Origin of the sequence: Kitasatospora sp. NPDC089509, from assembly GCF_044749365.1 — a bacterium.
In the GTDB taxonomy this organism is placed as follows: domain Bacteria; phylum Actinomycetota; class Actinomycetes; order Streptomycetales; family Streptomycetaceae; genus Kitasatospora.
The window spans coordinates 101,273-122,429 of sequence record NZ_JBIVHS010000003.1 but is presented as its reverse complement, the minus strand read 5'-3'; the positions used below and the strand labels follow the sequence as shown (position 1 = coordinate 122,429).

The window sequence follows — 21,157 nt, the reverse complement described above, 5'->3', positions numbered from 1 at the left end:
CCACCCGCCACCCAGCCCCCGCCACCCAGCCCCCTGCTCAGTCCGTGATGCCGGAGACGCCCAGCGGCAGGTGGCGGGGCCCGCGCAGGATCGGGCTGCGGCGGTACACGGGCGGGTCCTGGAGGAGCCGGGGATTGTCGAGGCGGCGGATCAGCGCGGTGAGCGCGATCTGCCCCTCGATCCTGGCGAGCGGCGCGCCGAAGCAGCTGTGCACGCCGCTGCCGAAGCCGAGGTGCTGGTTGTCCTGCCGGGTGGGGTCGAAGCGGTCCGGGTCGCGGAACCGCAGCGGGTCCCGGTTGCCGGCGGCGAGGACCAGGATCAGCGGCTGGCCCTTGGGGACGGTGACCCCGGCGACCTCGACGTCGGTCAGTGCGGTGCGCTGCGGCAGCAGCTGGACCGGGGGTTCGTAGCGCAGCACCTCCTCCACCATGCCCGGCATCAACTCGGGCCGTTCGCGCATCAGTTGGAGGGCGTCGGGGTGGCGCAGCAGGGTGAGCGCGCTGTTGGTGATCAGGTTGACGGTGGTCTCGTGCCCGGCGATGAGCAGCAGCACGGCGGTGGCCATCAGCTCCGTCGGGGTGAAGCCGCCGTCCGGGCCCGGGTCGTTGACGAAGGCGGAGAGCATGTCGTCGGAGGGCTTGCCGCGGCGGGCCTCGGCGAGTTCGCCGAGGTACAGCCCCATCTCCGTGCGGGCCTGGAGGGCCACGCGCTGGCGCTCGGCCGGGTCGGTGCCGGGCGTGGGGTCGAAGCCCTCGATCAGCGTCTCGGACCAGGTGTGGAACCGGGGTTCGTCCTCGCGCGGGACCCCGAGCAGTCGGCAGATGACGGTGACGGGGAGCGGATAGGCGAAGTCCTCGACGAGGTCGATCCGGTCGCGGCCGCGCAGCCCGTCGATCAGCTCCTCGGCGATCGCGGTGATCTCGTCGTGCATGGCGTCGATCCGGCCGGGCGCGTGGGGCGGGCCGAAGGGCCGCATGGCGATGGCGCGCAGCCGTTCGTGCTCGGGGTCGTCCCGGCCGATGAAGGCGACCGGGACGCCCTGCACCTCGTCCGGGACGGTGCGGTTGCGGCGGTCGGAGCTGATCCGCGGGTCGTGGAGCAGCGCGGCGATCTCGCGGTGGGTGCCGACCAGGTAGCTGCCGTCGTCCTGGCGGGCCACGCCGTGCTCGCGCAGTTCGGCGTAGAGGGGGTAGGGGTCGGGGCGGTTGGCGTAGTCGGTGATCCGGCTGTACAGGGTGCCGGGGGTGCCGGTGGAAGCGGTGTCGGCGGCGGTCATGGCGGGCTCCTCGGGGTGGCGGCGGTGGTCCTCGGGGCGGTCGGCGGTCAGCCGCCCCAGCGCCGCAGGACCAGCCGGCGGTCGGGCAGGTGGCCGGTGACCGCGACGGTGGGACCGTGCGAGAGCACCTTCGGATCGGGCACGTCGGACGGCACGGGGGTGCGGGAGGCCGGCGGTTCCACGCCGTCCCAGTCGGGCGGGAACGGGGCGGCCGTCTCGATCAGCCCCTGGTAGTGCTCCAGCCACTTGCCCCGGTTCACGCTCACGGCGGCCGTGATCCGGCCCCGGTACCCGTAGACCGCGACGAAACGCCGCTCCTGCGGCGAGCCCTGGGCGACCATCACGTGGTCGGAGAAGGTCGGCACGCCCACGGACTTGATGTTGAGGCCGAACTGGCTGGACCAGAAGGCGGGCACGCTCAGGTGCGGCAGCCGTCGCGGTCCCGGGTTGACCATGTTGTGCGCGGCCACCTCGGCCTGGGCGACCGCGTTGCCCCAGTGTTCGAGGGAGAGCAGCTGGTACTCGAAGAGGGGGTGCGGGAAGCGGGCGACGTCGCCCGCGACGAAGACGTCGTCGGTGACGATCCCGTACATGTCGAAGGCGCGGCAGCCCGCGTCGCAGGCGACGCCGCGCGGACCGGCGGCGAGCCCGGAGTCGGCCAGCCACTCGGTGTTGCGCACGGCCCCCAGGGCGACCACGGCGACGTCCGCCTCGATCCGGCTGCCGTCGGAGAGCACGGCGCCGGTGAGCCGGCCCGCCCGGCCGTCGAGCGCGGTGACGGTCACGCCGCAGCGCAGGTCGACCCCGTGGGCGCGCTGGACACCGGCCGCGAAGGCCCCGAAGGCTCCGCCGAGGGCGCCGACCAGCGGGGCGGGACCGCGCTCCGCCACCGTCACCGGCAGGCCGCGTTCCCGGCAGGCGGAGGCGATCTCGGAGCCGGTGAACCCGGCGCCGATCACCAGCACCCGTCGCGGGCCGGCCGCCAGGCGTTCGGCCAGGCCGGCCGCGTCCTCGGCGGTGCGCAGGGTGACCACCCCGTCCAGGGCGGCTTCCGCGGGGTTCGGCCAGGGCCGGGCCCGGGTGCCCGTCGCGATGAGCAGCCGGTCGTAGGGCAGCCGCTCGCCGTCCGCGAGCAGCACTTCCCGGGCGGCCCCGTCCAGGCCGGTCGCGCGGACGCCGAGGCGCCAGTGCGCGTCTACCTCGCGACGGCGCGGCAGCGCGGTCTCCTCGGCGCGCACCCGCCCCAGCAGCACCTGCTTGGACAGCGGCGGGCGGTCGTACGGGGGGAGGTGCTCCTCGCCGACGACGGTCAGCCGCCCTTCGAAGCCCTTGTCGCGCAGCGTCTCCGCGGCGCGCAGCCCGGCGAGCGAGGCGCCGACGACGACGATCCGGCCGCCGCGCAGGTCAACGGACACCGGAGCGGCCCTCCTCGCCCGAGGCCGGGCCCGCAGCGCCGTCCTCGACCAGGATGGCCTGCACGGGGCACGCCACGGCGGCCCGCAGGACGCGTTCCCTCTGGTCACTGGGGGGCTGGGGGGTGTACATCAGGGCCTCCTCGCCGTGCAGCTCGAACACCCCGGGCGCGAGGAACGCGCACTGCGCGTAACCCTGGCAGCGGTTGAGGTCGACGACGATCTTCATGCTCGCTCCTCCCGGTCGGTCCGTATCCGTCCTACCGTCGCCGCCCCGGCCGCGCGCCCGGGGGTACTCCGGCGGAGGGGTCGCGGCACGGTCCCGCAACGGCGCGGAGGGGAACCCTGTGCGACGCCCCCGGCGCCGACCCACAGGAAACGGTGACGGGCAAGACCCAGTCAGGCCACTCATGGGCTCTGCGTGACCGACCCGTCCCCGACGGTCACCGGCGTCAGGCGGTGGCCGTGGCCGGGCCGATTGTGCCTCGTGCACGAAGGAAGCCTGTGGCGGAAGGGTTTACGCGGGTCCGCGCCACTGTCCTGATCTTGGAGTGTCCCGGCGCGGCACCTGGGAAGGAAGCACCCAGTCGGCGCTCCGCAGCTCCTCCGCGCCCCTGTCGCGCGCCCCGAGCGCGTCAGGGCGCCCACCGGGGCCGGGCGGCGACTGCGGGCGCCCCGTCGCTCCCGCCGCGGTACCGGCTCACGCCCGCACCATCCGTCGCCGACCAGAGGAAGCCCGCATGGACACCGTACAGATCGGCCTGGCCGTCGGACGGGGCACCGGACCCGAACTCGCCACGGTCTTCGAACGCGTCCTGCACCGGATCGTCCAACTGCACGGCGTGGAGGCCGAGTTGGTCCGCTCGCCCCGGATATACCACTCCTACGCCTCGCTGCGCGCCGAAGCCGGCGGCACCGGGCAGGCCGCCCTCCTCACCGAACAGGACGCCGACCACTACGAGCGCTTCTGCCGTGACCAGGCGGCGGCGGGCGTCCGGGTGGTGTTCCGCACCGCCGTCAACGCCCAGTCGCTCTACCTCGTCCGGCAGCGGCTCACCGCCGTCAAGACGGAGGAACTCACCGCGCACGGCGCCAGGCTGCTGCTGATCCGGGACCAGGCGCAGGGCTTCTACACCGGTGAGAACCGGCACACCCCGGGGCGGGTCGTGCGCACCATGGAGTTCAGCCGCGCCGTCACCGAGCAGGTGGTGCGGCACGCCGTACGCGCGGCCCGTGAGCAATGGCCGACCGAAGGACCGTCGCGGGTGCTGATGGCCTACAAGTACCACCTCCTGGACGGAGCACTGGACGACTGGACGGCCGGCCTGTCCGCCGAACTCGGCGTGGACATCGGCGTCTTCCAGCCGGACACGGTGAACCGGAACCTGATAGCCCACGGGCCCGAGGACCGCACGGTCCTGGTGGCGGGGAACGAGTGGGCGGACATCATGCACGTGGTGCTGCTCGACCGGTACGGCTCCGAACGGCAGGAGAACCGGTGCACCGAGAACACGTACCTCGCCCCGGAACTGCACGGGCTTACGGAGTACCAGACCGTCCACGGCTCGGCCGACGACCTGGCCGGCCGTGACCTGGTCAACCCGGTCGCCACGATCCGGGCCGCCGCCCGGATCGCCGAACGGTACGGTGCCTGTCCGGGGGCGACGGCGGCCGTGGAATCGGGCCTGAACGCCGTCCACGCCCGCGGGGTCATGACCGCTGACCTCGGAGGGAAGTCCTCCACGACGCAGGTGGTGGAGGAACTCATGGCCGAACTCGACCCACCCGCCGCCGGGCCCGCACCCGCCGGACCGCTCTCGCCGGCCGCCGGGTCACTGCGGTGAGCGGATCCCTCGGCCCCGCCGTGCCGCCCGTCGTGCCGCCCGTCGGTACGACCGGCCCGAGCGGCTCCGCCACGGCCCTGGTCGTCGTGGACCTCCAGAACGACTTCTGCGCCGGACCGGTGGCCGCGGCCCGCTTCCCGGGCGACCCGGCCCGGCTGACCGGGACCGCCGCCCGGTGCGCCCAGGCGGTCGCGACGGCCCGGGCCCACGGCATCGAGGTGCTGTTCGTCCGCTTCCTCGGCGACCTCACCCACCAGGGCGCCGCCTGGCGGCGACGGGACGCCGAGCTCGGCAAGAGCCCGAAGTGCCTGGAAGGAACCTGGGGCGCCGACTACCACGCGGTGCGTCCGCTGCCCGGCGAGGCCGAGTTCACCAAGCGGGCCTGCTTCGACGCCTTCCTGGACCCGGAGTTCGAGCCGCACCTGCGGCGGCGCGGCATCGAACACCTGGTGCTGGTCGGCCTCTTCACGGACGTCTGCGTGGACTCCACGGCCCGGACCGCGTTCCAGCGGGGCTTCCACCTCACGGTGCTGCGCGACTGCACCACCGCGCTCCACCTCGCGGACACCGACATCCTGCGCTTCATGGCCCGCGTGTACGGCGCACGCATCACCACACTCGCCGACCTCGAACCCGCCGACCCCGCCGACCCCGCCCTCGCACCGACGGCATGGGCGGCACCAACGGCACGGACGGCCGAGGCGCCCACAACGGCAGGAGGCGACCGATGAGCACCCCCGCCGGCACCGACCGGGGCATCGGGGCCGGAGTCGGCCGTACCGCCCTGCTCGTCGCCGCGGCCCGGGCGGTCGAGGCCCACCGGCCCGACGCGATGTCCCGCGACTCCTACGCCGAACACTTCGTCCGGGCCGCCCCCGGCTGCGCCGACTGGCCGCTGCACCCGGCGCAGGTGTCCCCCGCCGACCCGCTCTGGGGCCGGCTGGCGGCCTACTTCGCGCTGCGCACCCGCGTACTGGACGACCACCTCCTGGCCTCGGCCCACTCCGGCATCCGCCAAGTGGTGCTGCTCGGGGCGGGGTTGGACTCCCGCGCACACCGGCTGGCGTGGCCCGCCGGTACGACGGTGTGGGAGCTCGACCGACCCGAAGTCCTCGCCTACAAGCAGCAGGTCCTCGACGCCCTCGGTGCGGAGCCGTCCGCGGACCGCCGGACCGTCGCCGCCGACCTGGTCGACGACTGGCCGCAGGCCCTGGCCGCGGCCGGACTCGACCCGGCCGCGCCGGTCGCCTGGATCGCCGAGGGACTGCTGCTCTACCTCCCGGCCGCGGCCGAGTGCCGCCTGATCGACGCGCTCGACCGGCTCAGCGCCCCCGGCAGCACCCTCGCCTACGAGGTCAAACTCGACCTGGAGAGCACCGCCGTCCGCGCCGGCGCGACCTACACCGCCGCCCGGGAGCACATCGGCATCGACCTGCTCGCCCTCTTCGCCGCCGGCCCCCGCCCCGACACCGCGGCCGACCTCGTCGAACGCGGCTGGCTCACCCGCGTCCGCACCCCGTTCGACTTCGCGGCCCTCCACCCCCGCGCGCCCCGTCCGGAGCGCGACGACTCCCTGGCCGCCAACCGATGGGTCTTCGCCACCAAGCTCGCACCGACCTGATCTCCGTTCACCTACTCATATGCTCATGTGCCCAGTTATCGGCCAAGGGGCCCCTGGAAGCGTCCGAACAGGTCGAGTTCGGGCTCTCGGTGGTGTGTTCACCGACGGGTGAATGCCTCCCGCCCGCATAGTCATCCTGCCTTTTTGATCATTAGAGGCTGACCCGACAAGGCGGGATGACATGCGCTTCCTACGTCGACCACGCGACCGCAAGTCGGCCGCCCCCCACGCGAGACCGCAGCCGACCGGGGCGCCGGGTCAGGGGTCGAGATGGCGCTCCGTCATCGCGGGCACGGTCACCGCCGGTCTGCTCCTGGCCCTCTCCCCGCTCGCCGTGGCCGGCACCGGCCACCGGGCCCGGGAGGGCCACCGGGCCCCGCGCGCCGCCGGTGACACCCTCGACTGCAGCGGGCGCACGATCTACGGGATCGAGCAGTCCTCCGGCAGCCCGTCGAGGCTCGTCGCCGTCAGCACCGGCGCGATCGGCCCGGCCCAGGTGACCCCGACGACGGTCAGCACCTTCCCGGCCGGGTCGTTCAGCGCCAACGCGCTGGGCATCACCAACGGGGGCACGGCCGCCTACGCGCTCAACTACCCGGACGCCAACGGCAACGCGTTCGTGTACGCCTACACGGCCGCCACCGGGACCTGGGCGTCCTACCCGGTGCGCCTGAACCAGCCGTTCTTCGTCGCCGGGGCCGTCAACCCGGACAACGGGATCTTCTACTTCGCCAACTACGGTGCGGGCACCGCGAATTCTCCCGGCGTCGGCACGCTCTACGGGTTCGACACGACGACCAACACCTTCATCGGCGTGGTCGGAACGTTCAACCTCCCCTTCAACAGCGCCGGCTTCCCCAACGGCGACATCACCTTCGACGGCGCGGGCAACATGTACGTCCTCGCGCAGTCCGGCACGGACACCGTGCTGTCCCTGGTGCAGGGCCCGATGCCGACCACCCCCGGCAGCCAGCGGCTGACCCTGCAGAAGCTGAGCTCGATCACCAACCCCACCGCCGACTCCTACAACGGCGACGCGTTCGACAACGCCGGCAACCTGTACGTCTCCTTCAACAGGAGGCAGCCGGACGGGACGACCAGGGCGCAGCTGGAGCGGATCAATCCGAACACCGGCAAGGTCACGGCCGGCCCGTCGATGAGTGCCAACACGGCGCTCTTCTCGGACCTCGCCTCCTGCGCGCTCAACCCGACCCTGGCGCTGCAGAAGAACGTGGTCGGCCGCTTCGCGCAGACCACCTCCTCCAACGACCAGTTCGCGCTCTCGATCACCGGCGGCGGCGTCACCCAGAACAACAAGGCCACCACCGCCGGAACCGCCACCGGGATCCAGCCCCAGTCCGCCGGCCCGGTCATCGGCCGCCCCGGCCAGACCTACACCCTCGCCGAGACCGGGGCCTCGGGCGCGGACCTGGCGAACTACACGTCGACGTACGCCTGTGTCGACACCGCGAACGACAACGCCGCGGTGGCCTCGGGCAACGGGACGACGATCACCCTCCCCTTCCCCGCAGCCCAGCCGGAGCGGCCCAGCCCGAACATCCTCTGCACGTTCACGAACACCCCGAATCCGGCGAAACCAGCGCTGAGCCTGGTCAAGACGGTCCAGGAGAAGCAGTTCACCGGGCCCGGGCAGGTACTGCACTACGAGTTCGTGGTGACCAACACGGGCAACGTCACGCTCACCGATGTCGCGGTGACCGAGACGGAGTTCTCGGGGACGGGCACGAAGCCGACCGTCGTCTGCCCGAACACGGCCAAGTCGATGGCGCCCGGCGCCGGCGTCACGTGTACGGCGACGTACACGGTGACCCAGGCCGACATCGACGCGGGGAGGGTGACGAACGCGGCGACGGCCACCGGTACGCCGCCGTCCGGCCCGCCGCCGGTCTCCCCGCCTTCGCGGGTCGACGTGCCGAGCCCGCCGAACCCCGGCATCTCGGTGGTGAAGTCGGCGGAGGAGAAGTCGTTCGCGAAGGCGGGCGATGTCCTGCACTACGACTTTCTGGTCACCAACACGGGGAACGTCACCCTCACCAATGTGGCGGTGAACGAGACGCAGTTCTCGGGGACGGGGACGCCCCCGACTGTGGTGTGCCCGGACGGGGCGAAGTCGATGGCGCCGGGCGCGAAGGTCACGTGTACGGCGACGTACACGGTCACGCAGGCGGATGTCGATGCGGGGAAGGTCACCAATGCGGCGACGGCGACGGGTACGCCGCCGTCCGGTCCGCCGCCGGTGTCGCCTCCGTCGCAGACGGAGGTCCCCAGTCTGCCGAACCCGGCCGTCTCCGTGGTGAAGTCGGCGGAGGAGAAGTCGTACGGGAAGGCGGGCGATGTCCTGCACTACGACTTTCTGGTCACCAACACCGGCAATGTCACCCTCACCGATGTCGCGGTGAACGAGACGGCGTTCTCCGGCACGGGCACGAAGCCGGCCGTCGTCTGCCCGGACGCGGCGAAGTCGATGGCGCCGGGCGCGAAGGTCACGTGTACGGCGACGTACACGGTCACGCAGGCGGATGTAGACGCGGGGAAGGTGACGAACGCGGCTACGGCCACCGGTACGCCGCCGTCCGGCCCGCCGCCGGTCTCCCCGCCTTCGCAGACCGAGGTCCCCAGCCCGCCGAACCCGGCGATCACCGTGGTGAAGTCGGTGGAGGAGAAGCAGTTCACCGGCCCCGGGCAGGTGCTGCACTACGACTTCGTCGTCACCAACACGGGCAACGTCACCCTCACCGATGTCGCGGTGAACGAGACGCAGTTCTCGGGGACGGGGACCAAGCCGACCATCACATGCCCCGATGCGGCGAAGTCGATGGCCCCCGGCGCTCAGGTGACCTGCACGGCCACCTACACCGTCACCCAGGCGGACGTCGACGCAGGCAACGTGACGAACGCGGCGACGGCGACGGGTACTCCGCCGTCCGGTCCGCCGCCGGTGTCGCCGCCTTCGCACGCCGATGTGCCGAGCCCGCCGAACCCCGGCATCTCGGTGGTGAAGTCGGCGGAGGAGAAGTCGTTCGCGAAGGCCGGGGACGTTCTGCACTACGACTTCCTGGTCACCAACACCGGCAATGTCACCCTGGCCGATGTCGCGGTGACCGAGACGGCGTTCTCAGGGACGGGGACGAAGCCGACGATTGTGTGCCCTGATGCGGCGAAGTCAATGGCGCCGGGTGCGAAGGTGACCTGTACGGCGACGTACACGGTCACGCAGGCGGATGTCGACGCGGGGAAGGTGACGAACGCGGCTACGGCGACGGGTACTCCGCCGTCCGGTCCGCCGCCGGTGTCGCCTCCGTCGCAGGTCGAGGTCCCGAGCCCGCCGAACCCGGCCATCTCGGTGGTGAAGTCGGCTGAGGAGAAGTCGTACGGGAAGGCCGGGGACGTTCTGCACTACGACTTCCTGGTCACCAACACCGGGAACGTCACTCTCGCCAATGTGGCGGTGAACGAGACGGCGTTCTCCGGTACCGGCACGAAGCCGGCCGTCACGTGCCCGGACGCGGCGAAGTCCCTTGCCCCGGGCGCCAATGTCACCTGTACGGCGACCTACACCGTCACCCAGGCCGACGTCGACGCAGGGAAGATCACCAATGCGGCGACGGCCACCGGTACTCCGCCGTCCGGCCCGCCGCCGGTCTCCCCGCCTTCGCAGACCGAGGTCCCGAGTCCGCCGAACCCGGCCATCTCGGTGGTGAAGTCGGCGGAGGAGAAGTCGTTCGCGAAGGCGGGCGACGTTCTGCACTACGACTTCCTGGTCACGAACACCGGGAACGTCACCCTCGCCAATGTGGCGGTGAACGAGACGGCCTTCTCCGGCACGGGCACGAAGCCGACCGTCGTCTGCCCGGACGCGGCGAAGTCCCTTGCCCCGGGTGCCAATGTCACCTGTACGGCGACGTACACGGTCACGCAGGCGGATGTCGACGCAGGCAACGTGACGAACGCGGCGACGGCGACGGGTACGCCGCCGTCCGGTCCGCCGCCGGTGTCGCCTCCGTCCGAGATCGAGGTCCCCAGTCCGCCGAACCCGGCCATCGCCCTGGTGAAGTCGGCTGAGGAGAAGTCGTACGGGAAGACGGGCGACGTCCTTCACTACGACTTCCTGGTCACCAACACCGGGAACGTCACCCTCGCCAATGTGGCGGTGACCGAGACGGCGTTCTCTGGCACCGGCACGAAGCCGGCCGTCACGTGCCCGGACGCGGCGAAGTCTCTTGCCCCGGGCGGCAATGTCACCTGTACGGCGACGTACACGGTCACGCAGGCGGATGTCGACGCGGGCAAGGTGACGAACGCGGCCACGTCGACGGGTACTCCGCCGTCCGGTCCGCCGCCGGTCTCGCCTCCGTCCGAGATCGAGGTCCCCAGCCCCCCGAACCCGGCCATCACCCTGGTGAAGTCGGTGGAGGAGAAGCAGTTCACCGGCCCGGGGCAGGTGCTGCACTACGAGTTCGTCGCCACCAATACGGGCAACGTCACGCTCACCAACGTGACGGTGACCGAGACGGCGTTCTCCGGCACGGGCACGAAGCCGACCGTCGTCTGCCCGGACACCGCGAAGTCGATGGCGCCCGGTGACCAGGTGACCTGCACGGCCACCTACACCGTCACCCAGGCCGACATCGATACGGGCAAGGTCACCAACGCGGCGACGGCCACCGGCACCCCGCCGTCCGGCCCGCCACCGGTGTCACCGCCGTCGGAGACCGAGGTCCCGAGCGTGCCGAGCCCCCGCATCGCGCTGGTGAAGTCGGCTGAGGAGAAGTCGTTCGCGAAGGCCGGTGACGTCCTGCACTACGACTTCCTGGTCACTAACACCGGCAACGTCACCCTCACCGACGTCACGGTGACCGAGACGAGCTTCTCCGGCACCGGCGCCAAGCCCACCGTCACGTGCCCTGATGCGGCGAAGTCGATGGCGCCGGGCGTGAAGGTGGCCTGCACGGCCACCTACACCGTCACCCAGGCGGACGTCGACGCGGGCAAGGTCACCAACGCGGCGACGGCCACCGGCACCCCGCCGTCCGGCCCGCCGCCGGTCTCGCCCCCGTCGCAGACCGAGGTCCCCAGTCCGCCGAAGCCCGGCATCTCGGTGGAGAAGTCGGCAGAGGAGAAGTCGTACGGGAAGGCCGGCGATGTCCTGCACTACGACTTCGTGGTGACCAACACCGGCAACGTCACCCTCACCGACGTGACGGTGACCGAGACGGCCTTCTCCGGTACTGGCAAGAAGCCGGTCATCACCTGCCCTGATGCCGCGAAGTCCGTGGCGCCGGGCGTGAAGGTGACCTGTACGGCGACGTACACCGTCACCCAGGCGGACGTCGATGCGGGCAAGGTCACCAACGCGGCCACGGCGACGGGCACCCCGCCGTCCGGTCCGCCGCCGGTCTCGCCCCCGTCCCGGACCGACGTCCCCAGCCGGCCCAACCCTGCCATCACCCTGGCGAAGACCGTGGAGGAGCAGCAACTCACCGCCCCGGGCCAGGTGTTGCACTACGACTTCGTGGTGACCAACACCGGCAACGTCACCCTCACGAACGTGACGGTGACCGAGACGGCCTTCTCCGGCACCGGTACGAAGCCGGCCATCACCTGCCCGGACACGGCGAAGTCGATGGCCCCGGGCGCCAACATCACCTGTACGGCGACGTACACGGTCACGCAGGCGGATGTCGATGCGGGGAAGGTGACGAACGCGGCGACGGCCACCGGCACTCCGCCGTCCGGTCCGCCGCCGGTCTCCCCGCCGTCCGGTGCGCAGGTCCCGGGCGAGCCGGTTCCGGCGATCACCGTGGTGAAGTCGGTGACGGAGCAGCAGTTCACGGCTCCGGGACAGGTGTTGCACTACAGCTTCGTGGTGGCCAACACGGGCAACGTCACCCTCACGAACGTGACGGTGACCGAGACCGAGTTCTCCGGCACCGGTACGAGGCCCGCCGTCACCTGCCCGGACACGGCGAAGTCGATGGCCCCGGGCGCCAACGTCACCTGTACTGCCACGTACACGGTCACGCAGGCGGATGTCGACGCGGGCAAGGTCACCAATGCGGCGACGGCGACGGGCACTCCGCCGTCCGGTCCGCCGCCGGTCTCGCCCCCGTCCCGGACCGAGGTCCCCAGCCGGCCGAACCCCGGCATCGCCCTGGTGAAGAAGGCGGAGGAGACGTCGTACGCGAAGGCCGGTGACGTCGTGCACTACGACTTCCTGGTGACCAACACCGGGAACGTCACCCTCGCCGACGTCACCGTCACCGAGACGAGCTTCTCCGGCACCGGGGCCAAGCCCGTCGTCACCTGCCCGGAGGCCGCCAAGTCCCTCGCCCCGGGCGCCAATGTCACCTGCACGGCCCGCTACACGGTCACCCAGGCGGACGTCGACGCGGGCAAGGTGACCAACGCGGCCACCGCCACCGGCACCCCGCTGAACGGCGAGCCCCCCGTCTCCCCGCCGTCCGCAACAGAGGTGCCGAGCACGGGCGGTCACCTGCCGCCCACCGGCGACGGCACCAGCACGGTGGCGCTCGCCGCATCCGCGGTCCTGGTGGCGGCAGGAGGCGGGACACTGCTCCTCGCCCGTAGGCGCCGCCGTGAGCGCTGACCGCACCACCCGCTCGACCCCCTGAGCCCCCACCCGGCACGTCTGCCGGACCGAGGGGCCAGGGCCTGAACGGCGGTTCCCGCCATCCACGACGGATGGCGGGAACCGCCGTTTGTCGGCCGTGTTCACCACTGGTCTCGAAGGAAATTCGCTTTCGGCCGCCGGTGTGCGGTGATAGACAGCCGTTGTGCAGAAGAATCTCGAACTCCCCGACCTGCTGCGACTGATCGACGAGCGGGCGACGGCTTTCCGAGCCGCGATCGCCGCCGCGCCGAGTCTGGACGCCCAGGTGCCGACCTGTCCCGAGTGGACGCTGTTCGACCTGGCGCGGCACGTGGGCTCGGGCCGCCCGTTCTGGGCCGCCGTCGTCGAGGCCGGTCCGGCCGACGCCCCGCCGGCCGAGGCCGTGACGGCGCGCGCCGAGGCGCAGGCGCCCCGGGAGCGCGAGGCGTTGGTGGCCTGGTTGGCCGAGTCGACGCAGGAGCTGCTGGACACCCTGCGGGAGGTCGGCCCGGACGCCGAGTGCTGGACGTGGTGGGGTGCCTCGCAGTCGCCGCGGACCAGCGGTGCCGTCGCCCGGCACCAGCTCCAGGAGATCGCGATGCACACCTATGACGCCCAGCTCACCGTGGGCGCCGCGCAGCCGCTGCCGACGGAGGTGGCGCTGGACGGTGTCGAGGACTTCCTGTTCACCTGCTGCGCGTGGTCGGGCGTCTGGCCGCACGAGCCGGCCGTCGTGGACTACCACGCCACCGAGGGCCGCTCCTGGCGCTTCACGGTCGAGGCGAACGGCGCCCGCGCCGTCCGCCTCCCGGCTGTCGGCGAGGGCGAGGCCCTGGCCCCGGCCGACGCCTCCGCCCAGGGCACGGCCGGTGAGCTGGTCCTGTGGTTCTACGGACGCACCCCGCTGGGCTCGGTGAAGATCGACGGCGACCGGGTCATCTTCGAGCGGCTCGTCGCCTGGGACCCGAACGCGTGAGGCGTGGTCGACGACGCGGCGCCCGGCCGCGTCGTCGGCTCATCCGGCGTGACAGGCGTGTAGAAGGATCGGCGATATGCGGTCATTTCCCGCCGAGGCGGCAGGTCTGGTTTCGGTTGAACGTTCGCAGTTCGGGCTCTGGGAAAAGGACGAGTTCGCCGAGGACGGCGACTGGATGGACCTTCCCTTGTGCGGCGATGTTCCGGGCATCACGCTGACCGACGGGGCGATCAAGATTCGAAGCCCGATTCGGGAACACTATGCGGCCGTGACCCTTGAGATCACTGACAAGCCGGCCCGCCCGGACGGGTGCAGACTCATCGCCAGGGCTCCCTACAGGTCTCTTACGGGGCGCATCGAGGCATGGACTCTGTTCTCCGGCCCTGCCGGTCTGACGCTGGATCTCGGTGGGCCGTCGCGCGACTTCATGCTCCATGTCTTCTGGGGAAGCCTGTTGGAGTCGGGCGAACAAACGGAAACGGAACTGCTCAGCGTGGCGGAGCAGTTCCGTTTCGTATTCGAGCCGGCGGAGGGGTGATCAGCCGTTCGGCAGGCCCGCGGCCCGTGACGAGGCGACCGGCTCCGCGAACAGATCGCTCCCCTCAATCGACCGACTGACCGCGAGCGAGCCCGTGCGGAATCACACACCTGAGGACACCAACGCCGGCCAACGTGCGCACCTGGGGAGTTATGTGACCAGATCCCCCGGGGCGACGTGACCGTCCACAGTCCCCGGCAGTACGTCAGTCCTACCGGGCGAGGGCCGCGGCGAGTTCGGTCGGGCGGGCGGCGAAGGGGCTGTGGCTGCCGGGGAGGGTGTGCACGGTGAACGGGTTGTCGGGGAAGGCCCGGTCGGCTTCCGCGATCATCAGGTCCTGCGCGGCCGGTGCCAGTGCCCGGTCCTCGGCGCAGCGCAGGAAGGTTCGTGGAATCCGTCCCCACCGTGCCGCGGTCAGGGTGACCGGAGTGGTCGGGATCGCCAGTGGCAGATCGGGGCTCAGCGCGGAGCGCCAGCGGTCGAAACGGTTCCGGGGGGTGTCGTGGTAGTGGGTTTCCCGGAGTTCGTCGATGTAGGCGGGATCCGGTGAGAGCGGATTGATCCGGATGGCGCCCAGGGCGTCGGGGTCGCCGAGGTGCAGGCTCCGGCCCCGCGCGGTGGCGTTCTCGGGTGTGCTCAGGTAGTCGACGAACCGCGGCCGTCCGCCCGGGACGAACGCGGACAGGTAGACGATCCGGTCCACCAGCTCGGGCGCCCGCTCCGCGGCCAGGGACGCGGGACCGCCGCCCGCGCTGTGCGCGACGAGCACGACGGTGCGGTGGTGGCGCACCCGGCGTAGGACGTTCAGGACGGCCTCGGCGCAGTGGTCCATCGTCAGGGTGGCGAGCCGGGACCTCTCGGTCGGCAGTCCCGGCTGGCCGGGCAGCAGGTATCCGGTGGGCAGGGGTGCGTCGAAGCCGTGCCCCGGCAGGTCGACGGCCACGCTCGCGGCGCCCGGTCCGGCCAGGGCGCGCTGGGTCGCCGCCCACTGTCCGGAGCTGTGCCAGGCGCCGTGCACGAGGACGAAGACGGTACCGGTCGGAGTCGCGTTCTTCATGGCTCCATTCCAGACCGGAACCGAAGCGCCATCCACGCATAGATCCGATGAGTGGCACGGCGATATCTTCGAGGAATCGCCGGCGGCGATGGGATCAATGGGATCGATGGGACCGATGGCATCGATGGGACCGATGGCATCGATGGGACCGACGGGGCGAGGGCGGGGGCGGGGCATGGAAGCGCGACACCTGCGGTACGCGGTCGCCCTCGCCGAACAGCAACACTTCGGCCGGGCCGCCGACGAACTGGGCATCACCCAGCCGCCGTTGTCCAAGCAGATCGCCGACCTGGAACGCGAGGTCGGGACCCGGCTGTTCGACCGCACCCGTCAGGGAGTGTTCCCGACCGCCGCCGGCGAGGCGTTCCTGACGCGGGCGCGCCGGGCGCTCGACGAGATCGCGGCGGCCACGGTCGACGCGGGCCGGGCCGCGCGCGGTGAGACGGGACGGCTGCGCCTCGGCTTCATCGCCTCGGCGCTGCTCGACCCGCTGCCGGGCGTCCTAAGCCGGTTCGGCCGTGAACGGCCCGACGTGAGACTGGAACTGCACGAGATGGCGACCAGCCGCAGCAGCACCGCCCTCGCGGCCGGGGAGTTGGACGTGGCCGTCACCCTCGGCCCGCCCCAGGGGGCCGGAGCCGAGCACCTGGTGTCCGTCCCGATCGGACGCGACCACGTGATCGCCGTGGTGAGCACGGCGCACCCGTACGCGGGTCAACCATCCGTCGACGTCGACCAGTTGCGGCACCAGCCGCTGATCGTGTCGGCCGGCGAGGACGAGCCCGCAGTCGTCGCCGGGCTGCGCACCCTGCTGGGCGCGGACTCACCGGCCCTCGTCGGCGCGACCGTCGCGAGGGACGTGCACACGATCATCGGCCTGGCCGCCTCCGGCGTGGGCGTCGGCCTGGGGCCGTCCCGGATGAGGGCGGTCCCGCGTCCGGGAGTGCGGTTCTGCGAGGTGACCCCGCGCACGCCCCTGCCCGATCTCGTCCTGTCCTTCGCGGCCCGCGACCCCTCCCCGGTGCTGCGCGCCTTCCTCGACACCGTCCGGAGGAACTGCCCCGACGTCGGTGCCGTACTCGACGACCGGCTCCGGCCCTACAGGTGATCCGGGCCGTGCCGGAGGACCGGCGCGGTTCCCGCGGACCGGACCCACCCGTCCCGCGGAAACCGCGCCCACCTGCGTCCCGGAGAAGCCGGAGACGCCGGAGAAGGCCGGAGGAGAACGAACCTCAGACCGTGGTCAGGTCACGCGTCCCGGTCAGCTCCTGCCACTGCATGGCGCCGGCCGGGTCCTTCCACCACACCCTGAGGAGGTAGCCCTTCGGGAGGATCGATCGGACGGCGCTCAGGCAGGCGGTCCGGTCCCCGTCGATGTCGCACAGGCCTTGGGGGTCGTTGATGACGACCTCGCCGAGCGACATCCGGTTCTTGACCATCTGCCAGGCGAGCTTCGTCTCGACGAGCCCGTTGGCCGGGCCGGAGGAGTGCAGGAAGGCGGCGATCTCCTGGGCGTCGACGCCCTCCCCGCTCGGGAACGCGCCGCTGAGCGGGTAGGAGTCCCCCTCCCAGCCCTGGACGATGACGGTTCCCCAGGCGGTGCCGCCCTTCTGCCAGGCGGGAAGCCTGCCGAGGATCTGCTCGGCGAACTTCTCCCGCCCGTCGTTGTGGACCAGGACGGGCGTGTCGCCCGCGAGCACGTAGTAGGTGTGCAGTTCGTCGACGGTGAGGTTGTAGGCGGGGGCGGGCGCGCTCCGGTGCCCCACGGAGACGACCCGGACGGCCGCACCGGTGTCGGTGTGCAGGGTGTCGCCGGGCCGCAGGTCGGCCGCTTCGGTCCACCGGGCGCTGTTCTGCGCCCAGAAGGGGTGGTTGTCGGTGGCGGTGAGGGTGGACGTCCCACCGTCCGGGCCGGCGACGGTGAGATCGGTGAACTCGGTGTCGTTCGGGTTGGAGATGGTCGCCCGGACGGTCCGCGGGCCGGACACGCCGGTCTGCGGGTCGGCGGCCGCGACGGCGTCGCCCACGTGGACCTGCTCGATCGGGCGGGTCGTTCCGTCGGCCATCAGCACCAGGGTGCCGGCGGGGAAGCTGTTGAAGCCGGGAATGCGGTCGAGGAACTTCCGGACCTGCGCCGCCGCCTTCCTGCCCTGGTCGGCGGCCCACTTGCCGACCGCGACGCCGGCGTCCTTGAGCTTCGGGCCCCACTTGACCGCGTCCTTCTCGGCCTTCACAGGGGTGCAGTTGGTGAAGACGTCGAAGGCGCTGCTGTAGTCGGCGAAGTACTCGCCGACGTACCAGGCGCAGTTGACGACTGCGGCGGCCACGCCGATTTCCGGGATGTAGCTGGCGACGCCGAGGGCGGCGTGACCCACGGTGGAGAACCTGTCGTACCAGCTCCGGAAGAGCTCGGCCGGAGCGTTGTACTCGTGCAGCACCGACCCCGCCACCTGCTCCGCCATCCGTCGGATCGCGTCCTCCCGCTGCGCCTGCCGCACGGCGTCCAGTTGGGCGCTCTCCGCGATGGAGCGGGCCTCGTCGCGGCTCTTCCCGGCGTTCTCGGCGGACTGGCGGGCGGAGGCGACCGCCGCGTACGCGAGGTCGGCGGAGCCGCGCGCGGCAGCCGCGCTGGCCGCCGCGTAGGTGGCCGAGTTCTGCGCGGATTCGGCCGCCCGGTTGGCCGTGGCCTGGGCGGTACGGGCGGTGGCGGCGTAGCCGGCGGCCTTGGTGGCGGACGCGTCGGCCTTGTCGGCGGCGGTCTTGGCCTGCTGTGCGTAGCCGGCGGCCGCGTTGGCGGCGGCGTTCGCCTGGGCCGCCGCGGTGTTGGCGGCGTCGGCGGCCCCGGCGGCGACGGCCGCGTACTGGGCGGCCTGGGCGGCGTTCTGCCGGGCGAGGGCCGCGACCTGGGAAGCGCCGTTGACGGCGTTGTCGATCGAGGCGACGTGGGTCGCCGTCAGGTTGTCCTGCTGCTGGGCCTGGGACTGGCCGATCAGCAGGAAGTCGGTGAGGACCGGGTAGGGGCCTTCCAGGGCGATCCGGGCGGCGGACTTGACCTCCGCGCCGCCGGTCTCGATGAGCCGGGAGGCCGTGAGGCGGTCGTCGACGGCCTTGGCCTCGTACCGGCCGCGGGCGAGGAAGGTGACGAGGGCGTCGGGAGTGTTGGTCTCCAGTGCGGCCTTGGCGGCTTCCTGGAGGTGGGGACCGCCGGTCTCGATGAGCTGGGAGACCTTGACCCGGTACTGGCTGAGCGCCGCGGTGTGCCGACCGGTCTGGAGGAAGGCGTGGACCGCGGCGCCGTCGCCGGCCAGCGCGGTGCGGGCCGCGGTGCGGACGGCGTCGTACTCGCTGCTGTCGGCGAGACGGCGGGCCTCGGTGCGTTCGTCCTGCTCGGACGAGGTCTGCCAGGCGGTGCGGACGTAGTCGACCACGGCCTCGTCGCTGCCGCTGAGGGCGTACTCGGCGGCGGACTTGGCCCACGGGCCGCGGACCTTGAGGGCGGCGAGCGCCATCCTGCGGCCGTCGGCGACCACGGTGGCCGGGTCGGTGCCGGGCTGGGACGCGCGGGCGGCGAGTTGCACCGCGTCCTGGTCCAGGCGCAGCGCCGCGGCCGTGGCGTCGTCGGCCGCGCGCCGGCCGGCGTCGTAGTCGGCCTTCAGGTCCTGGGCCTGGACGATGCCGTCGGCCGTGCGGGAGTTCTGCTCCTCGGTCTCGGCGGCCAGCGCCTGGGTGTGCACCTGGCGGGCCTTGGTGACGGCGGCATCGGCGGCGTCGGCGGCCTGCCGGGAGCTGTCGGCGTGGGCGGCGGACTGCTGGGCCGCGTTGGTGGCGTTGCCCGCGTTGGCGGCGGCGTTGCGCGCGGACTCGGCGGCCCTGGTGGCGCGGTCGGCGGCCGAGTTGGCGGCGTCCCGGGCCTCGGCGGCGGCCTGGCCGGCCTCCTTGGCGAACTTGGCGGCGGCGTTGGCGGAGCGGGTCGCCTCGCCGGCGTTGCGGCGGGCCTTGGCCGCGGCCTGCCTGGCCTCGACGGACGAGGCCCCGGCCCGGTCGGCGTAGCTGCCGGCCTGGTCCGCCGCGTCGGCGGTGGCGTTCACGTCGGCGACGGCTGACGCCGCCTTCTCCGCGGCGTACTGGGCCTCGATCGCGGCCTTGGAGGCGTTGTCGGCGGTGGCGCCGGCGGCGCGCGCCTGGGCGGCGGCCTGGGTGGCGGCCGCGGCCGCGCCCTCGTCGACCTTGCCGGCGGCGGCGGAGGCGAGCGCGCGGGTGGTGGCCTGGGCGGCGCCGGCGGCGGCGGCCGCGGCCCGGCCGGCGGCCACCGAGGCGCGGTTGGCGGCCTGGACGGCGGCCCGGGCCGCGGCGATCGAGGCCCGGGCCGCGTCGGCGGCGCGCTGGGTGGCCTCGGCGGCGCGCCTGGCGGCGGCCGTCGCCCGCTGGGCGTCGTCCTTGGCGGCGAGGGTCTCGGCGACGGCCTCGTCGGTGGCCTTCTTCGCGAGGGCGGCGGCCTCGACGGCGCGGTCGGAGGCCTCCTTGGCGGCGTCCTTCTTGCGTGACGCCTCCGCACCGGCCTGCTGCGCCTGCTGGACCAACTGGTCGACGGTCGCGTGCTCCTGGTCCCGGGCTGCGGCGATGGGCTGACCGGTCTCCAGGAAGGTGCGGATCTCCTCCGCGCTGCCGTCGAGGGCGATCCGGGCGGCCTGCTGGGTCGCGGGGCCGCCGGTTTCGAGGAGTTGCGAGACCCGGACCCGGTTGTCGGACTCCTGGAGCGAGAACCGGCTCTGCTCCAGGAAGGCCTGGATGTCAGTGACCGGCTTGTCCAGCACCGCGAGGGCGGCGGCCTTGGTCCGGGGGCCGGCGGCCTCGGCGATCTGGGAGACCAGGACCCGCTGGTCCTGCTCCAGCGGGGCCTTCCAGCCGTCCTTGGCGAAGGCGGCGACGCCCTGGTCGGTGCCGGCGAGCGCCGTCTCGGCGGCCGCGCGCAGCCGGGGGCCGCCGGCGGTGACCATCTGCAGGAGGGCCGCCCGGGTGTCCTTCGCCTCGGCCTTGGCCAGCTCGCCGTCCTGCGGGCTCTGCGGCGTGCCGAGGAACAGCCGGACCTGGTCCGCGGACCCGGTCAGGGCGATCTCGGCGGCCGCCTTGACGCTCGGGCCACCGTCCTTCCAAGCCTGTAGTACCCGCCCACGGTCCGTCAGCGGCGGCGCGGGCGTCGTCCCGTCCGCCATGGCCGGGGCGACCGAGAGGGTGGAGGCGAGCAGCGCGACCGGCAGCACCGTACGGCACAGCAGCCTCAGCCCGGCCCTCCTTCCCCGCTGTTCCAAGCCCGTCGAAGCTGAACTCATGTTTTCCTCGCAAAATTCGGACGAAGTGGTATCGGACGGCGCCATATCGGACGTAGCCATATCGGACGGATTGATTCCGGGCAGCGCGGAACACGGCCGCGGGAATTCCTCCGGTCTGGCCGTACGCATCCGTTCACCGCAGTGGTGGAGCTCCATGAGAGTCCGCTTCGACGATCGAATCAAGCGCTGGCAAAGCAGCGGCAAATGTCTGTTTCAGCCGCCTTGCCGGGGATGTGCGCCCTGCCTGTCGACCGGGCGGGGTGCGGTGCGGGAACGGATTGCGTGCTCGGGGCGCCGTGCGGCGCGGTGACCGCCGGCCGTCGGCCGCCGTCACGGGTCGGTGGGGCGCACCGGACTGTCGACGCAGTGCACAGGACTGTCGACGCAGTGCACAAAAAGCCGGGCCGTGCCCCTGCCAGAATTCACCGGGAGCCACTCGCGACGAATTCCGTGTCAATGCGGCCACACTCGT

At 72.4% G+C, this 21,157-nt stretch carries 12 protein-coding genes; 7 read left to right on the top strand and 5 right to left on the bottom strand.

The features are described 5' to 3' along the window. Nucleotides 1–37: 37 nt before the first annotated feature. From ACIP4P_RS06830 to ACIP4P_RS06820, 3 genes are read right to left on the bottom strand one after another with little or no spacing between them, the layout of a single operon-like run. Nucleotides 38–1,276, bottom strand: a complete 1,239-nt coding sequence (locus ACIP4P_RS06830) for a cytochrome P450 (protein ID WP_400915498.1) — start codon at nt 1,274–1,276, stop codon at nt 38–40. 47 nt (nt 1,277–1,323) lie between these two features. Then, nucleotides 1,324–2,691: an NAD(P)/FAD-dependent oxidoreductase gene (locus ACIP4P_RS06825; protein WP_400915497.1), complete on the bottom strand. Its 1,368-nt coding sequence runs from the start codon at nt 2,689–2,691 to the stop codon at nt 1,324–1,326. After that, on the bottom strand, nt 2,681–2,917 hold the full coding sequence (locus tag ACIP4P_RS06820; protein ID WP_400915496.1) for a ferredoxin: 237 nt from the start codon (nt 2,915–2,917) through the stop codon (nt 2,681–2,683). The genes ACIP4P_RS06825 and ACIP4P_RS06820 overlap by 11 nt, the downstream gene beginning before the upstream one ends. Nucleotides 2,918–3,428: 511 nt before the next feature. Here ACIP4P_RS06820 and ACIP4P_RS06815 point away from each other — a divergent pair. The 6 genes from ACIP4P_RS06815 to ACIP4P_RS06790 all read left to right on the top strand — a co-directional run bounded on the left by ACIP4P_RS06815 (nt 3,429) and on the right by ACIP4P_RS06790 (nt 14,298). Then, nucleotides 3,429–4,532 carry an isocitrate/isopropylmalate family dehydrogenase gene (locus tag ACIP4P_RS06815; RefSeq protein WP_400915494.1) on the top strand — a complete coding sequence of 368 codons (1,104 nt, stop codon included), beginning with the start codon at nt 3,429–3,431 and terminating at the stop codon, nt 4,530–4,532. Next, nucleotides 4,529–5,263 carry a cysteine hydrolase family protein gene (locus tag ACIP4P_RS06810; protein WP_400915492.1) on the top strand — a complete coding sequence of 245 codons (735 nt, stop codon included), beginning with the start codon at nt 4,529–4,531 and terminating at the stop codon, nt 5,261–5,263. The genes ACIP4P_RS06815 and ACIP4P_RS06810 overlap by 4 nt, the downstream gene beginning before the upstream one ends. After that, nucleotides 5,260–6,153, top strand: coding sequence for an SAM-dependent methyltransferase (locus tag ACIP4P_RS06805; protein ID WP_400915491.1), 894 nt, complete (start codon nt 5,260–5,262; stop codon nt 6,151–6,153). The genes ACIP4P_RS06810 and ACIP4P_RS06805 overlap by 4 nt, the downstream gene beginning before the upstream one ends. 181 nt (nt 6,154–6,334) lie before the next feature. Then, the gene (locus tag ACIP4P_RS06800; RefSeq protein ID WP_400915489.1) at nt 6,335–12,781 is read left to right on the top strand and encodes a hypothetical protein; all 6,447 of its coding nucleotides are present in this window, start codon (nt 6,335–6,337) and stop codon (nt 12,779–12,781) included. Between the two features lie 187 nt (nt 12,782–12,968). Then, nucleotides 12,969–13,760, top strand: coding sequence for a maleylpyruvate isomerase family mycothiol-dependent enzyme (locus tag ACIP4P_RS06795; protein ID WP_400915487.1), 792 nt, complete (start codon nt 12,969–12,971; stop codon nt 13,758–13,760). Between the two features lie 76 nt (nt 13,761–13,836). Further along, nucleotides 13,837–14,298 (top strand): hypothetical protein, encoded by a 462-nt coding sequence (locus ACIP4P_RS06790; RefSeq protein WP_400915485.1) that lies wholly within the window; start codon nt 13,837–13,839, stop codon nt 14,296–14,298. A gap of 211 nt (nt 14,299–14,509) precedes the next feature. Here ACIP4P_RS06790 and ACIP4P_RS06785 read toward each other — a convergent pair whose 3' ends face one another. Beyond that, entirely contained in the window at nt 14,510–15,355 is an 846-nt protein-coding gene (locus tag ACIP4P_RS06785; protein WP_400915484.1) for an alpha/beta fold hydrolase, read from the bottom strand. 175 nt (nt 15,356–15,530) lie between these two features. On the opposite strand from ACIP4P_RS06785, the gene ACIP4P_RS06780 reads away from it, so the two are divergent. Further along, entirely contained in the window at nt 15,531–16,463 is a 933-nt protein-coding gene (locus tag ACIP4P_RS06780; protein WP_400915483.1) for a LysR family transcriptional regulator, read from the top strand. 124 nt (nt 16,464–16,587) lie between these two features. Here ACIP4P_RS06780 and ACIP4P_RS06775 read toward each other — a convergent pair whose 3' ends face one another. Next, entirely contained in the window at nt 16,588–20,685 is a 4,098-nt protein-coding gene (locus ACIP4P_RS06775; protein ID WP_400915481.1) for a polymorphic toxin-type HINT domain-containing protein, read from the bottom strand. Nucleotides 20,686–21,157: the final 472 nt, after the last annotated feature.

Bases quoted from the DNA above. Each gene is read 5' to 3' on its own strand.
- ACIP4P_RS06830 (WP_400915498.1), bottom strand. From the start codon at position 1,276: ATGACCGCCGCCGACACCGCTTCCACCGGCACCCCCGGCACCCTGTAC.
- ACIP4P_RS06820 (WP_400915496.1), bottom strand. From the start codon at position 2,917: ATGAAGATCGTCGTCGACCTCAACCGCTGCCAGGGTTACGCGCAGTGC.
- ACIP4P_RS06815 (WP_400915494.1), top strand. From the start codon at position 3,429: ATGGACACCGTACAGATCGGCCTGGCCGTCGGACGGGGCACCGGACCC.
- ACIP4P_RS06805 (WP_400915491.1), top strand. From the start codon at position 5,260: ATGAGCACCCCCGCCGGCACCGACCGGGGCATCGGGGCCGGAGTCGGC.
- ACIP4P_RS06800 (WP_400915489.1), top strand. From the start codon at position 6,335: ATGCGCTTCCTACGTCGACCACGCGACCGCAAGTCGGCCGCCCCCCAC.
- ACIP4P_RS06790 (WP_400915485.1), top strand. From the start codon at position 13,837: ATGCGGTCATTTCCCGCCGAGGCGGCAGGTCTGGTTTCGGTTGAACGT.
- ACIP4P_RS06785 (WP_400915484.1), bottom strand. From the start codon at position 15,355: ATGAAGAACGCGACTCCGACCGGTACCGTCTTCGTCCTCGTGCACGGC.
- ACIP4P_RS06780 (WP_400915483.1), top strand. From the start codon at position 15,531: ATGGAAGCGCGACACCTGCGGTACGCGGTCGCCCTCGCCGAACAGCAA.
- ACIP4P_RS06775 (WP_400915481.1), bottom strand. From the start codon at position 20,685: ATGAGTTCAGCTTCGACGGGCTTGGAACAGCGGGGAAGGAGGGCCGGG.